11 protein-coding genes and 1 pseudogene are annotated in these 14268 nt (G+C 48.6%); 9 read left to right on the top strand and 3 right to left on the bottom strand.

Going from position 1 to position 14268, the window contains the following annotated elements; translation table 11 throughout:
- Positions 1–275: 275 nt before the first annotated feature.
- Positions 276–953: a heavy metal response regulator transcription factor gene (locus tag ACYZUM_RS26545; RefSeq protein ID WP_047297377.1), complete on the top strand. Its 678-nt coding sequence runs from the start codon at positions 276–278 to the stop codon at positions 951–953.
- A 596-nt stretch (positions 954–1549) separates the two neighbouring features.
- On the opposite strand, the gene ACYZUM_RS26540 is transcribed toward ACYZUM_RS26545, so the two are convergent.
- Positions 1550–2989, bottom strand: a complete 1440-nt coding sequence (locus tag ACYZUM_RS26540) for a heavy metal sensor histidine kinase (RefSeq protein ID WP_042561904.1) — start codon at positions 2987–2989, stop codon at positions 1550–1552.
- Positions 2986–3660, bottom strand: a complete 675-nt coding sequence (locus ACYZUM_RS26535) for a heavy metal response regulator transcription factor (protein ID WP_080896080.1) — start codon at positions 3658–3660, stop codon at positions 2986–2988. The genes ACYZUM_RS26540 and ACYZUM_RS26535 overlap by 4 nt, the downstream gene beginning before the upstream one ends.
- Before the next feature lie 352 nt (positions 3661–4012).
- Here ACYZUM_RS26535 and ACYZUM_RS26530 point away from each other — a divergent pair, with 352 nt between their 5' ends.
- The 5 genes from ACYZUM_RS26530 (at position 4013) to ACYZUM_RS26510 (ending at position 10629) form a co-directional block, all read left to right on the top strand.
- Positions 4013–5299, top strand: coding sequence for a TolC family protein (locus tag ACYZUM_RS26530; protein WP_140396034.1), 1287 nt, complete (start codon positions 4013–4015; stop codon positions 5297–5299).
- Between the two features lie 88 nt (positions 5300–5387).
- A complete protein-coding gene (locus tag ACYZUM_RS26525) occupies positions 5388–6611 on the top strand; it encodes an efflux RND transporter periplasmic adaptor subunit (RefSeq protein ID WP_042561903.1) in 1224 nt (407 codons plus the stop codon).
- A 26-nt stretch (positions 6612–6637) separates the two neighbouring features.
- Positions 6638–9805, top strand: coding sequence for a CusA/CzcA family heavy metal efflux RND transporter (locus ACYZUM_RS26520; protein WP_042561902.1), 3168 nt, complete (start codon positions 6638–6640; stop codon positions 9803–9805).
- A gap of 142 nt (positions 9806–9947) precedes the next feature.
- On the top strand, positions 9948–10145 hold the full coding sequence (locus ACYZUM_RS26515; protein ID WP_042561901.1) for a co-regulatory protein PtrA N-terminal domain-containing protein: 198 nt from the start codon (positions 9948–9950) through the stop codon (positions 10143–10145).
- Between the two features lie 151 nt (positions 10146–10296).
- Complete coding sequence (locus ACYZUM_RS26510) at positions 10297–10629, top strand: DUF2790 domain-containing protein (RefSeq protein ID WP_042561900.1); 333 nt, start codon at positions 10297–10299, stop codon at positions 10627–10629.
- A 373-nt stretch (positions 10630–11002) separates the two neighbouring features.
- Here ACYZUM_RS26510 and ACYZUM_RS26505 read toward each other — a convergent pair whose 3' ends face one another.
- Entirely contained in the window at positions 11003–12328 is a 1326-nt protein-coding gene (locus ACYZUM_RS26505; RefSeq protein ID WP_042561899.1) for an OprD family porin, read from the bottom strand.
- A gap of 326 nt (positions 12329–12654) precedes the next feature.
- On the opposite strand from ACYZUM_RS26505, the gene ACYZUM_RS26500 reads away from it, so the two are divergent.
- The 3 genes and pseudogenes from ACYZUM_RS26500 to ACYZUM_RS26490 all read left to right on the top strand — a co-directional run bounded on the left by ACYZUM_RS26500 (position 12655) and on the right by ACYZUM_RS26490 (position 14029).
- Positions 12655–12828 (top strand): hypothetical protein, encoded by a 174-nt coding sequence (locus ACYZUM_RS26500; RefSeq protein WP_230679402.1) that lies wholly within the window; start codon positions 12655–12657, stop codon positions 12826–12828.
- Positions 12829–12969: 141 nt separating this feature from the next.
- Positions 12970–13529, top strand: a pseudogene (locus ACYZUM_RS26495) (arsinothricin resistance N-acetyltransferase ArsN1 family B).
- Positions 13530–13636: 107 nt separating this feature from the next.
- A complete protein-coding gene (locus ACYZUM_RS26490; RefSeq protein ID WP_140396033.1) occupies positions 13637–14029 on the top strand; it encodes a DUF6957 family protein in 393 nt (130 codons plus the stop codon).
- Positions 14030–14268: the final 239 nt, after the last annotated feature.

Below are 14268 nucleotides of genomic sequence, written 5' to 3'. Positions count from 1 at the left end.
ATATTGCATGCTCAATGTACTGCATAAGAGTTATCGCGAGGGTGACTGAAGAATTACAAATTTGTAATAAGACCATCTATCGTCATCAAGTAGTCTAAAATCTATTTGCCGTATGGTCGTGTGTCTCAATTCACTCATTTAACAGAAACTGAAAAAATGCGCGATATTCTGTAATGGCTTAACTCATCCAGTTGAGATGCTAAAGTGAACCGGTGAGTAAAGTTGCCTAAATGAGTGTGGTGGTATTTTCAATTAGTATCGAGACTTTATAATAAATGCGTATCTTGATAATAGAAGACGATCCGAAAACCGCTCATTATTTGCGCCAGGGTCTGACTGAAAGCGGCTTTATCGTTGATTGCATACAAAACGGAATCGATGGCATAAACTTAGTCTCCCAACAGGCTTATGACCTTGTAGTACTAGACGTAAACCCCCCGCAAAGTGACGACTGGGATCTACTTGTAAGTATTCGCGAGGTAATTATTACCCCGATCATGATGCTTACCGAGAAAGGTAGTGTTGAGGATAAAGTCTTGGGTTTTGATCTAGGCGCTGACGATTACATGGTCAAACCAATTGAGTTTCCTGAGTTGTTAGCTAGAGTCCGTACTTTAATGCGTCGAACTGGGTCGTCGGCATCGCTAAATGTGCTTCGCGTTGGCGATTTGGAGCTCGATCTGGGTAGGCACAGGACCTTTCGCGCTAACCAGCGAATTGACCTGACTAACAAGGAGTTCGCCTTGCTACACTTTTTGATGTGTCAATCAGGCACGACGCTATCGCGCACGCAGATTAAGTCTTCTGTCTGGGGTCTGAGTAGTGATTGCGACACGAACGTTGTTCAAGTAGCAATGAGGAGGCTTCGAGCTAAAATTGATGATCCTTTTGACGACAAGCTTATCCATACATTGCGAGGTGCTGGATATGTCCTTGAGTCGCGTGCCCATTAACCCCGTTTAGCCATTCTTATTTTGATATTGTGCGAAATAATTGGATTGCACTAAATTAAACGCGCTGAAAATATTGATTATAGAAAAGCAGTTATGTAATCTCTAAAATTGTCTCAGGAAGCGGAATGGTTCTGCAGTAGGGATTTAATTTTGCACCAAGCGCTTAAGATAACGTTAAAATCTAGATTGCACGAAAGTCTATACGATTTGCAGTTTAGAATAAACATGCTGAATTTAGCTTAATTCCGAAGTAGGGGGTTGCGACGCTATATCTGCAAGACCACACACTCTCGAGTGATTATCCATGAAGGCATGATCAACCTGCGTAATAGGTGGGTATCACAAAGATCGGTACCAATAGATGTTCACGTTGGATTGCTCTTGGGCACTAGTAATGTATCTTGACGAAGGTTATATTTTGCACAGGGCTATTAAATCTTCACTATCCATTGGTGAGTCATCGGTTTCATCTCTGGCTGAGCAAAAAGAGTAATGTTGTCTTTGGGTTTTTAAGCATCGATCCCCACTTATATATTACCTAGTGATCTGACTCGTGCAGCCAAGCTGTTTTATATTGCTTTTGATTAAATTAAATCCTAACTAAAAACCTCCCCCGGTCTTTGAGAGTTTAAGTTACTAGTTGAAATGTTCTTCGGGAATGTAATTCTGAAGGTTGTCGGATGCCCTGGTATACTAAAGACATCTGCTGTTCCATGATGGAGGCTCATGATAGATCGGACAATAGCCAATCCTAATCCAGTGCCACCTTCAGCTCGTGAGCGACTATTATCCACTCGATAGAAACGATCGAAGATATTAAGCAAGTGATGGCGTTCAATTCCCACTCCGGGATTGCTTATTGAAAGGGAGACTTCTTCGGTTCGCGTTTCAATGGAAATAACAACCGACTCTTCTATCGGGCAGTGACGAATGGCGTTTGATAAAAGATTCGAAATGGCGCGCTGAATCATGAGTCGATCGCCTGAAACTTTACCCTGACCACTGACGGTTATGCCGACGCACTTTTCTTCAGCCGAAAGAGAAAAAAGATCAATTACTTTTAAAGCTTCGTCTTCCAGCAAAATGTTTTCGAATGGTACAAGTGCGGCTGGGTGACTTACTTGGGCTAAAAAAAGCATATCAGATATAATTCTAGTGACTCGCCCCAACTCTTCGGTGCAAGACTCTAGTACAGACTTATACTCCTTTACTGAGCGATCACGAGAAAGAGTTACCTGTGCTTTCCCCATAAGGTTCGTAATCGGTGACCGCAACTCATGCGCCAAATCATCTGAAAACTGAGTGAGTTGTTGGACTCCGCTATCAAGTCGGTGAAGCATGAAATTTATGCCATGAGCTAGCTCACTGATCTCTTGGGGCATATTGACAACGGAGAGTCGGTGACTGAGATCTTGGGTTGATACCATTCCCGCAACTTCACAGAATTCCCGGAGTGGGGACAATCCGCGTTGCACTATCGCCCAAGCACTGATACCAATAAGGATCAACAACAGCGGAACCGCTACGATGGTTGAACTCAAATAAGAGCTTAACAGTGATTCATCATTCGAGCGGTCCATAGTCAGCAAGACTGATACGAATTCACCATCTTTTAGCCTCATGAGTTTCGCTGCTGTGAGGATGTGATTTTCGCTTTCCTGTGCCGAGGAGTAGTAAGAAATCTTAGTGCTATCGGTTGCTCCGATTTTGCTCCTAGAAACTACGGTTATATCTGCTCCAAAACTCAGGACAGGGACACTCAGATTTTCATCATCAAAAATAGTGAGATTAAGATTGTCATGCCCTAGCACTTGATCTAATAGTGCGTGTGGCTTTAGGCTCATGTTGCTAGTACTGATATCCATCAGTAAACTGTGCTCAATTTGATTCATTTTCTTTTCTAAGCTGTTTTTTGCACGCAAATCAAGCTCGTGGGTAAGCGCTAAATAGGCCAGAATCGCTAAAGAAACTACTAGTACTGCTCCCATTATACTTACTGTCAAACCCAATCGCATTGACAGGCTGACTTGCTTCATTTTCTCTCCTCCAGTACATAACCTACGCCGCGGAGCGTATGGATTAATTTAGTTTCAAATGGGTCATCTATTTTAGCTCTGAGCCTACGTATCGAAACTTCGACAACATTGGTGTCGCAATCAAAATTCATGTCCCAAACCAATGAAATGATCTGAGTACGAGATAACACCTCTCCAGATTGACGCATTAATAGATGGAGCAGTGCGAATTCTTTCGTCGTCAAATCTATGCGTTGTTTTCCGCGAAATGCGCGATGCCTTCCTTGATCAAGTTCAAGATCAGCAACTTTTAACACTTCTTGAATTGGTATGTGTTCGCTACGACGCATTAGAGTGCGTACTCTTGCCAGCAACTCTGGAAATTCAAATGGCTTGACAAGATAGTCATCAGCCCCCAGATCCAATCCTCTAATTTTATCTTCTAAGCGTCCTCTTGCAGTAAGCATCATTACCCTAGTACTGCTAGACCGCCGAATATTTTCAAGAACGTCCCATCCGTGCATTTCAGGAAGATTTACGTCAAGTAATACCAGATCATAAGCTTGCTGCCGTGCCAGATGGAGTCCATCAGCTCCTGTCGATGCGCAATCTACAATATAGCCACTTTCAGTTAGACCCTGATGTAAGTATTCAGCAGTCTTTGGCTCGTCCTCTATCACAAGAATACGCATAGGAATTAACCCTTCTTAAAGTGGTTCGTAATGGCTCTTTTCGTAGAATCTGTTTAAAGTTAACCATCTGTTTAAACGTTGGATTCTGGTTGCATTTTTAATTTTCTGGGATCATAGAGTTTAAAACTAACAAGGTTTCGTGCGACCCTCGTCACCCTGTAGTACAAGAGCCGCCTCCCGTTTTTGTCTAGGGATGTCGCTTGGTGCGAGCACTTATTGCCCTAATCCTAATGCATTAAGTGAGGCTTATTCGTTAGATAACGTATTTGTAATTCTTCAGTCACCTTGTTGATAGGTGTACGGAATTATATTTGCCTCATGGGAAATTCTTTTTGTATAAAGGTTTTGGGGAATGATGGAATTACTTCGGTTTAGAAAGTTTATTGCTCACCCAATCACGCATAAAACCATGCTACAAGCAGGTCTTATTTCGATCCTTGCTCTTTTGAATGCTCCTTTGTTAGCCGCAAACGCTCAAATGCTCACAATGGATCAAGCGCTTGAAACTGCATTTTCCAACAACCCAGACCTAGCGGCCGCTCAATGGGAGACAGGTATTGCTCAGGGAGAGCGACAGCAGGCTGGATTGATTCCAAACCCTGAGGTTTCCTGGGAGGCTGAAGATACTCGGCGAAACTCGCGCACCACGACGGTAATGATCAGCCAGCCGATAGAGCTTGGCGGTAAGCGTGGAGCTAGGATTGAAGTGGCCAATAGAGCTCAGGACGCAGCGGGGATTGAGTTGGAGCGCAAGCGTAACGTTCTGCGTGCCGATGTCATTCAGGCTTTTTATAGTTCCTCAACGGCTCAGCAAAGACTGCTGCTGTCACGTCAATCACTTGAGCTCGCCGAGCGCGGTTTGCGTGCAGCGCAAGGTCGCATCAAGAGTGGCAAATCCTCACCCGTTGAAGGTACGCGCGCAGAGGTTCAGCTATCAGAAGTGCGCCTAGAGTTGAGGCGGGCTGAGCGGGATGAGGCCAGTGCCTACCAGAGACTCGCTCAGGTCATGGGGGCGCCTTTGCCTGCATTTGTGTCCGTAGGTGATCCAAATCGGTCGATGCCAACCGTGCCCGATTCGTCGCTGCTGTTTAGCCGAATTGGTGAAACTGCAGAGCTACGATTAGCAAAACTGCAAATAGATCAGCGGGAAGCCTCTCTTGGTCTTGAGAAGGCTCGTCGAATTCCGGACCTGACCGTGAGTATCGGGAGTCAATACGACGAGCGTGAGCGCGAGCGGGTGAATGTCGTAGGGCTATCTATGCCCATCCCGTTGTTTAACCGTAACCAAGGCAACGTACTGGCCGCAGCCCGCCGTGCCGATCAATCTCGCGACCTTCGGAATGCCAGTGAGTTACGACTGCGCACAGAGATCCAAACCACCTTAGATCAGTGGCTGACTGCTAACACTGAAGTGGCGTCGTTCAATCAAACCATCCTGCCTGCAGCGCAAAGTGCCGTCGATACCGCTACCCGAGGTTTCGAAATGGGTAAGTTTAACTTTCTCGACGTGCTCGATGCTCAGCGCACATTGATTAGCGCTCGCACGCAATACATCCAAGCCATCGCCGAGGCGACAGACGCCTGGGTGCGTATCGAGCGAATTTTCGGTGATGTTGCCATTCTCACTCGTACCCCGTGAATTTCATATAACGCTTTTTTTACCGCTGCTCAGTATCGCAATACCACGTTAATCCGTGAATGCCGACTGGGTTGCGCAGGGAGTCTCCATGGATAAAAAACTAATCCTCGTCTCGGCACTAACCTTGGCAATAGGTATAGGCATCGGTTCGTTTTGGATGACAAGCCCATCGGTGCCTTCAGCTGAAGCTCAGACTCAGGAGGGCAAAGGCTATGACGATCACGGCGATGAAACTGCTGACGGAAAACCGGCCGAGGGCGAACACGCAGAAGGCGAAGCTGAAGAGGGTCATTTGACTCTGAGCGAAGAGCAGATCAGCTCTGCCGGCATCCAACTGGTTGAAGCGAAAGCGCAGAGCATCAGCCTTTCATTGCCCTTTCCTGGAGAAATCCGTTTTGATGAAGACCGCACTGCGCACGTGGTGCCCCGCGTACCTGGTGTCGTTGAGTCGGTTCATGCCAATCTTGGTCAACCAGTGAAAAAAGGTCAGTTGCTGGCCGTAATCGCTAGCCAACAAATTTCTGATCAGCGCAGTGAACAAGCCGCTGCGCAACGTCGTCTTGAGTTGGCGCGTACTACCTACGAGCGAGAGCGACAGTTATGGCAGGACAAAATCTCTGCAGAACAGGACTTCCTGCAAGCCCGCCAGGCTTTGCAAGAAGCTGAAATTGCTCTCAGCAATGCTCGGCAAAAAATTAGCGTACTGAGTGGTAGCTCGGTCGCCAGCGGGGGTAATCGATATGAATTGCGTGCGCCGTTTGACGGGGTTGTAGTCGAGAAACATTTGGCCCTCGGTGAAGTTGTCAGCGAAACCACCAATGCCTTTACGCTCTCCGACTTGTCGCGTGTGTGGGTGACCTTTGGAGTCTCACCAAAGGATTTGAACAAGGTACTCGTAGGCAAATCGGTCAAGGTCAGTGCGCCGGAGTTGAATGCTGAAGTCACTGGAACCGTGGCCTATGTCGGCAGTTTGTTGGGCGAGCAAACCCGTACAGCCACGGTCCGCGTGACATTGGAAAATCCACAAGGTGCATGGCGTCCGGGGCTATTTGTGACCGTGCAGGTTGACACCGGTACTCGGCAGACAAAGGTCGCTGTACCAGAGGCGGCTCTTCAGACGGTCGAGGACAAGCAAACTGTTTTCGTTCGAACGGAGGACGGGTTTAGAGCTCAGCCAGTGGAGACAGGTGGTCGTTCGGCGGGTCTGGTCGAGATCAAGGAAGGCCTGGAGCCCGGAGCTCAAATCGCCGCCGCCGGTAGTTTCATTTTGAAATCAGAATTGGGTAAAGCCTCGGCTGAACACGCCCACTGATCCGCCATTTCCACGAGAAGGTTCTCATGTTCGAACGCCTGATCCAATTTGCCATCGAGCAGCGCATTATCGTACTGCTCGCGGTTTTCCTCATGGCCGGCCTCGGTATAGCAAGCTATCAGAAGCTGCCGATCGACGCGGTTCCCGATATCACCAACGTCCAGGTGCAAATCAACACGGGGGCAGCAGGTTTTTCACCACTGGAAACCGAACAACGCATCACGTTCCCCATCGAAACAGCAATGGCTGGTTTACCGGCTCTAGAACAAACTCGTTCGCTGTCACGCTCGGGTTTGTCGCAAGTTACTGTTATTTTCAAAGAGGGCACGGACCTCTTCTTCGCTCGGCAATTGGTCAACGAACGATTACAGGTGGCCAAAGAGCAACTGCCAGAAGGTGTGGAAGCTGTCATGGGACCGATCTCAACCGGTCTTGGTGAGATTTTCCTGTGGACGGTCGAGGCTGAAGAGGGGGCTGTCAAGGAGGACGGCAGTCCCTATACGCCGACCGACCTGAGGGTGATTCAAGACTGGATCATCAAGCCTCAACTGCGCAATGTTCCTGGGGTCGCCGAAATCAATACCATTGGCGGGTTTGCCAAGGAGTATCAGATTGCGCCCGATCCAAAACGCTTGGCCGCTTACAAGCTCACGCTGACTGACCTTGTTACAGCGCTGGAGCGCAACAACGCTAACGTCGGTGCCGGTTACATCGAGCACAGCGGCGAACAGTTACTGATTCGTGCACCTGGTCAAGTAGCAACCACCGACGATATCGCCAATATCGTCATGGCCAATGTCGACGGTACGCCAATACGTGTGAAGAATGTTGCAACCGTGGATATCGGCCGTGAATTGCGCACGGGAGCAGCGACCGAAAACGGTCGTGAAGTGGTGCTCGGCACAGTGTTCATGCTAATCGGCGAGAACAGCCGCACCGTGGCGCAGGCCGTTGCCAACAAGCTTGAGCAAATCAACCGTTCACTGCCAAAAGGGGTTGTAGCAGTCACTGTCTATGACCGTACCAATCTTGTGGACAAGGCGATTGCCACGGTAAAAAAGAACCTGATCGAAGGTGCAATCCTAGTGATTGCGATTCTATTCCTGTTCTTGGGAAATATACGTGCAGCGCTGATCACTGCCATGGTTATCCCGCTCGCTATGTTGTTCACATTCACCGGCATGTTTACCAATAAAGTTAGCGCCAACCTGATGAGCCTTGGGGCTTTGGACTTTGGCATCATCGTCGACGGTGCGGTGGTAATTGTTGAAAACGCCATCAGGCGTTTGGCCCATGCGCAGCAACACCACGGGCGCATCCTCACTCGCTCTGAACGTTTTCACGAAGTATTCGCTGCTGCCAAGGAAGCACGCCGACCATTAATTTTCGGTCAGTTGATCATTATGGTCGTGTACCTACCGATTTTTGCGCTTACTGGCGTCGAAGGAAAAATGTTCCACCCGATGGCCTTCACCGTAGTGATCGCCTTACTGGGGGCGATGTTGTTGTCAGTAACTTTTGTCCCTGCTGCGATTGCGATGTTCGTGACCGGCAAGGTCAAGGAAGAAGAAAACGTCATCATGCGTGGCGCCCGCCGGATGTATGCTCCAGCTTTGGACTGGGTCATGGGCCATCGATCGTTGGCATTCGCCATGGCATTAGGCGTGATCACAATATGCGGTGTGGTCGCAAGTCGGATGGGTAGTGAGTTTGTGCCGAGTCTCAGCGAAGGCGATTTCGCGTTGCAAGCATTGCGTGTCCCAGGTACCAGCCTGACGCAATCGGTAGAGATGCAGCAACGCCTTGAAACCCTGGTATTGGCAAAAGTACCGGAGGTCAAACGGATGTTTGGTCGTACAGGTACTGCCGAAATTGCCTCCGATCCAATGCCTCCAAACATTTCTGACAGCTATGTGATGCTCAAGCCGAAGAGTCAATGGCCTGATCCGAATAAATCAAGGGAGGCATTGATAGACGATATTCAAAAAGCTGCAGCTGCGATGCCCGGAAGCAACTATGAGCTTTCTCAGCCTATTCAACTGCGTTTCAACGAGTTGATTTCAGGCGTACGTAGTGATGTGGCGGTCAAGGTATTCGGTGATGACATGGCGGTGCTCAACGGCACCGCTGCAAAAATCGCCGCATCAATGCTGAAGATCAATGGTGCCTCCGAGGTCAAAGTTGAGCAAACGTCGGGACTGCCGGTACTGACCATCAACATCGACCGCGACAAAGCCGCCCGTTACGGACTCAACGTAGGCGACGTGCAAGACACCATTGCGGTGGCAGTTGGCGGTCGACAAGCCGGTACGATGTATGAGGGAGACCGCCGATTTGACATGGTGGTGCGTTTATCCGACGCGATGCGTAAGGATCTCGAGGGATTGTCCACATTGCTAATCCCGGTACCGGCGTTGCTCAACACCAATGCTGACCAGATCGGATTCATAGCTCTTTCAGAGGTGGCGACCCTCGATCTAGTGTTGGGACCTAACCAGGTCAGCCGAGAAAACGGCAAGCGTCTGGTGATCGTCAGCGCCAACGTGCGTGGGCGTGATATCGGCTCTTTTGTACAGGAGGCCAGTAGCGCCATTGATAAGGAAGTGCAAATCCCATCCGGTTACTGGACCACTTGGGGAGGGCAGTTCGAGCAGCTCCAATCCGCTGCCAAGCGACTACAGATTGTAGTGCCGGTTGCCCTGCTTCTGGTGTTCGCACTCTTGTTCATGATGTTCAACAACCTCAAGGATGGCCTACTGGTGTTTACTGGTATTCCGTTCGCATTGACAGGGGGTGTCATGGCTTTATGGCTGAGAGACATCCCGCTATCGATCTCGGCAGGTGTTGGTTTCATCGCGTTGTCGGGAGTGGCGGTGCTAAACGGTCTGGTGATGATCGCTTTCATACGTAATCTACGCGAGGAAGGACATTCTTTAAGTTCCGCAATTAATGAAGGGGCTCTCACACGTTTACGTCCGGTGTTGATGACAGCTCTCGTGGCCTCTCTTGGGTTTATTCCGATGGCACTGGCAACCGGAACGGGGGCAGAGGTTCAAAGACCCCTAGCTACCGTAGTAATCGGGGGAATCCTATCCTCAACTGTGTTGACTCTGCTGATACTGCCTGCTCTTTATCAATGGGTGCACCGCCGAGACGAGGAAGAAACCAAAGACGACAAAATAGCATCCATATAATTTAGTTTTCTCAAAGCCTCCTATCGAGATTCGATGGGGGGCTTTTTTATGTGCGCAACATAACGAATCTGTAATCTAGGCGCCACCGTGTTGATAGGTTCGAATTGATACCCTAAGAGTGTCAACTAGATGAGGTGTCAGTATGAAAATTGCTCAAATTTTTGCTCTTGCGAGTGCTTTAGTCCTTTCTTCAGTTGCTTTAGCCGAAGGTGGCGGAGACAGAACCTTTGAGAAAATGATGGTCGCAAATGATCTAGCAATGGAGAAGTACGTGGCTAAAGAAGGAAAAATCGAGCCAGTAGTGTCAAGTGATGCTAAAGATGAGACTGATGAAATGTAAATGTAGCAGTACGCTGAATAAAAAAAACCGCTTCCGGTTTCCGGTTGCGGTTTTTTTTGGATGGCAGATTGGACATCGGTAATCCTGGCGCCACACCTACGCAATGTTCTAGTTGATATTCTGGTAACTGTTAATATATGAGGTACTCAATATGAAATTCATGAGCATTATTACTCTCGCTGGAACTCTGGCGTTATCCTCTCTTGTCTCTGCTGAAGGGGGAGGAGACAAAACCTTTGAGAAAATGATGGCGGCTAATGCTAAAGCTATGGAGCAGTATGCTATTAGCCAAGGGAAAAGCGCACCTGTAGCGAAACAATACGAGTACGGAATGAAGATGGATGTTGTGAAAGTGATCAGTGTGGTGCGGCCTGCAAAAGTCTGCGCGGTGGTGCCAGCCGCCATGACTTATGAAGATTCAAATGGGCAGCTAAATACGATTAGGTACACTGTGGCTGGAGAGTGTCGCAAACGTGGTGGCTAGTAGCTATCCTACTATCTGAACAATCTATAACGCTCGACTGATATGAAAAATAGGAATCGGGCGTTTTTTAGATTCGCTTCGAACAGGTATAAAAAAGACGTCCCGAGGGACGTCTTAAAAATTCACCCTTTTCCGAAGGAGCTTCTAAAGGTGAAATTGTAGCTTTAACTGAGCAACAATGAGTTTCCAGATTTTCACAGGCTTGCTACTTGTCTGTAGAGATCTAACCAGATGCGCTAGCTAGATTCCTAATAACTCCCACTCACTATAAGCAATCCTAGTTAACGTGGAGATGATTGAAAAATTACAATTTTGAAATTTTCAATCAAAAATGGGACAATTTAGAAGAACCGAGAATTTTCCCGTTTAGGTATTACAGAATGGCGAGTGGGTACTCAACAATCACACGGACCTCATCCAGATCCGATTCAAAAGCGGTTGCGCGAGTATTCGCTTGCCGCAAGCGGAAAGACATATCTTTCAAGGAACCTGTCTGAACGACGTACTTCACCTCAATGTCGCGCTCCCAACGTTTCTGATCTGTCAACGGGTTCCCGTCTGCATCGCGCCTCATGTATGTTGCGTTAGCGTTGGAATAGTCAGCGTCGGTGCCGCGACCATAACGTGTCATAAACGACAGGCCTGGTACGCCGTACGAGCTCATGTCGAGGTCGTAGCGAACCATCCACGAACGTTCTTTTGGCGAGTTAAAATCGCTGTATTGGATCGAGTTGTCGAGAAAGATAGAGTCCGACTGACGCAGATAGTCGAAGTCGTCATTACCATTATTTCGCTGGTGAGAAAGTGCAAGTGAGTGCGCACCATACTTCACGCCAACTTTAGCGCTCCAAATATTGTTGTCGAATTCTCCCAGCAGTTTCTTTCCTTCATCAACGGCCTTGTAGTAATTCACGCCACCGAATACAGAAAGCTGATCAGACAGTGAGTAATTCAATCCCGTGCCCGCATAGTATTGATTCCAAGCGTCTTTGAGGCGACTGGAATAGAGACTAACGATGATATTTTTGTTAACGTTGTAGTCGCCGCCGAAATAGCCTACCCAAGGTGAATTAACAGGCCCTGCATAGAATGTCGCGAAGTTGTCGCGCATATTGCTGGAGACTGGTTGGCTCATGGCGTGCAGGCGACCACCTTGAACAGTCAGTCCTTCAATGCTGGTATTGGTCGCGGTTACACCGCGGAAACTTTCGGGTAGTAGTCTTGAGTCGCCAGAAGCCACGACGGGGTTCGCTGGAAAAACATCACCAACTTTCACTACTGTGTCAAAAGCGCGAACCTTTGCTGCCCCACCGACTTTTGTGTACTCATCTCGAGCCTCACCATCGCCATTGACAGGCAGTACATCGAACGAACTACGACCACCATTTCGACCGTCACCCGTATCAAGCTTCAACCCAATCATCGCGAAAGCATCGACGCCCACACCGACAGTGCCTTGAGTAAAACCGGATTCAAATTTACTGATGATCGCGTGCGACCAAGTCTCTGAATAACCATTGCCTGTGGGGCTTGATTGCCCGTTACGATGGTCACGATTGAAGTAGAAATTTCGATTTAGCACGGAAAGACTACTATCTTCGATAAATCCCCCAGTCTTTTCCTCTGCGAATGCCATGGAAGGCCCAGAACTGACAACCAACGCTAAAGCGGCCATTGAGAATTTTGTATTGTTATCCATTAATCACTCCTTAGGTTTGGCAGAACTAGTAAGTTCTTCGGCTGGAATTATTGTTTACGGAAAGCGCGTTGCGCTTTCGTATCGTCGCCGACTTGTATCGTTGCAATTTGAAGATAACAGGGAGATGATTGAAGAATTACAATTCTGTAATGTCTGTATTTTTTTTCAAAAAAATATTTCTGCGGCACATACCCACCGATGAGTGGCTCCTATTTACAACGAATCTTCGCATGTGTCTCCTGACGGGCGGCATGATTTAAACTTGAAGCGCATGCGTAGGGTCCGACTGGTTTTTAAGTGCGAATCCGGCGGTGACGATTGCTCGCGTGTTCACCAATACATTCTCGGGGATACGGATGTCAGACGTAGCGCTGTTCATCATCGCGCAGTTTTTCGGTGGGTTAACGGCGCTGTTCCTGGCGAAGGTTCTCGGTGCTAAAGACGTTGTCGTGGATATCCCGCAGCCTAGTCCCCATGAGCAAAAGCTCACAATTCACTGAACGATGCTCTCTACGGTTCGTGGATGCGGTAAGCCCGCTCAAGGCGTAGTTCACGTTCCTATCGCGACATCCTGAAGGGCTAGGCCTTAAGGTGGTTCAGCCTTTCAAACGCGATTTTTTAAAGGGGCAGTAAGGAAAGACATGAATTACAAAGTGAGGGTTGCTACACCATCTGATGCCCCTGCCATCCAGATTATCTATGCTCCAATGGTTTGAACTCAGTCATCTCGTTCGAGCTGATACCACCGACTGTTGATGAGATGGCATCAAGAATAACCGCAACACTACCGCCGCATCCCTATCTGGTAGCCGAGGTGGAGGGCAACGTCGTTGGATACGCTTACGCAAGCGAGCATCGAGCGAGAGAAGCCTATCGATGGTCGGCGGATGTCACCGTGTATGTTGATCCGGCTGTGCACCGAAAAGGGGTTGGTCGTGCGCTTTATCAGCAGCTTCTACCAGTTCTAGAGAAACAGGGGATTCATGCAGCCTATGCCGGCATTGCCTTACCCAACGCAGGAAGTATAGGTATCCATGAAGCACTCGGGTTCACCCACATCGGCACCTACCCAGAGGTTGGGTTCAAGCACGGCCAATGGCATAGCGTGGATTATTGGCGTAAACCGATTTGTGCTGTGACGCCGCCAATAGAAATCATCCCGTTCAGTGAGATAAAGGGAGAGTTGAGAAACCAGGTGTGAGGCGACCTGGCTACTATTCGTCGCCATCGGTACCAGGCTGTTCGCTGAGAGCTATGCTTATGGATGATTCACGTTCGAGTCAGTTTACCGACCGGCTGGAGGGATGAATGAATTTGGCGGCGTTTACCTCGCTGCTTTCCGCAGGCGAAAACATAAACGGGTGCCCACTCCCCGATTTAGATGCAGTGACATTCGCAGGTCTGCATTTTCCTTCCCGTGCATATTGCCTTGTTGCTGATTGGGTAATCTTGGATCTCGAAGTTACAACACGTCAACGAATAGCCATCACCGATAGAGGGCTTATCCCTGCCTTGGTTTACGCATTGACGGTTATCCAAGATAGAAAAGGTCGTTTTGCGCCTGGTGATTGGGTCAGATCAACGTTGGGGGTTTCCTTCACTCACAACTGCTTGTTTGAGACGAAAAATACGGTTTATGTGCTTATGGGAGCCGGCCGTAGGTTGCGCACAGATTTAGACATCGCACTGAGCTTGTGCTGAAGACCGCAGATTATGCTGCTCCCCTCCTGACCGCTTACTTCAGTTGTTGGTGTCACACTATGTTGGGAGCAGCCCGGCCCTGTATTTGAAGCGCAGCCCATCTGTGTCAATCTATGTTGCTGTTGTCTTTATCGCGAATCATCCTACAGACCCCGATTTACGCGATGGGTTGTGTCAAACTATGTTGTTGGTACCCAGACCCGCAAAAATCGCAGCCTCGGCTGCGATTTTTGTATCCG

Source organism: Pseudomonas sp. m6p (assembly GCF_055760375.1).
Note: the sequence above shows the minus strand (reverse complement) of the source record. Positions and strands in the feature narration are given on the sequence as shown.

What these genes read in the sequence shown, in the direction of transcription:
- ACYZUM_RS26545 (WP_047297377.1), top strand. Translation starts at nt 276, where the DNA reads ATGCGTATCTTGATAATAGAAGACGATCCGAAAACCGCTCATTATTTG.
- ACYZUM_RS26540 (WP_042561904.1), bottom strand. Translation starts at nt 2,989, where the DNA reads ATGAAGCAAGTCAGCCTGTCAATGCGATTGGGTTTGACAGTAAGTATA.
- ACYZUM_RS26535 (WP_080896080.1), bottom strand. Translation starts at nt 3,660, where the DNA reads ATGCGTATTCTTGTGATAGAGGACGAGCCAAAGACTGCTGAATACTTA.
- ACYZUM_RS26530 (WP_140396034.1), top strand. Translation starts at nt 4,013, where the DNA reads ATGATGGAATTACTTCGGTTTAGAAAGTTTATTGCTCACCCAATCACG.
- ACYZUM_RS26525 (WP_042561903.1), top strand. Translation starts at nt 5,388, where the DNA reads ATGGATAAAAAACTAATCCTCGTCTCGGCACTAACCTTGGCAATAGGT.
- ACYZUM_RS26520 (WP_042561902.1), top strand. Translation starts at nt 6,638, where the DNA reads ATGTTCGAACGCCTGATCCAATTTGCCATCGAGCAGCGCATTATCGTA.
- ACYZUM_RS26515 (WP_042561901.1), top strand. Translation starts at nt 9,948, where the DNA reads ATGAAAATTGCTCAAATTTTTGCTCTTGCGAGTGCTTTAGTCCTTTCT.
- ACYZUM_RS26510 (WP_042561900.1), top strand. Translation starts at nt 10,297, where the DNA reads ATGAAATTCATGAGCATTATTACTCTCGCTGGAACTCTGGCGTTATCC.
- ACYZUM_RS26505 (WP_042561899.1), bottom strand. Translation starts at nt 12,328, where the DNA reads ATGGATAACAATACAAAATTCTCAATGGCCGCTTTAGCGTTGGTTGTC.
- ACYZUM_RS26490 (WP_140396033.1), top strand. Translation starts at nt 13,637, where the DNA reads ATGAATTTGGCGGCGTTTACCTCGCTGCTTTCCGCAGGCGAAAACATA.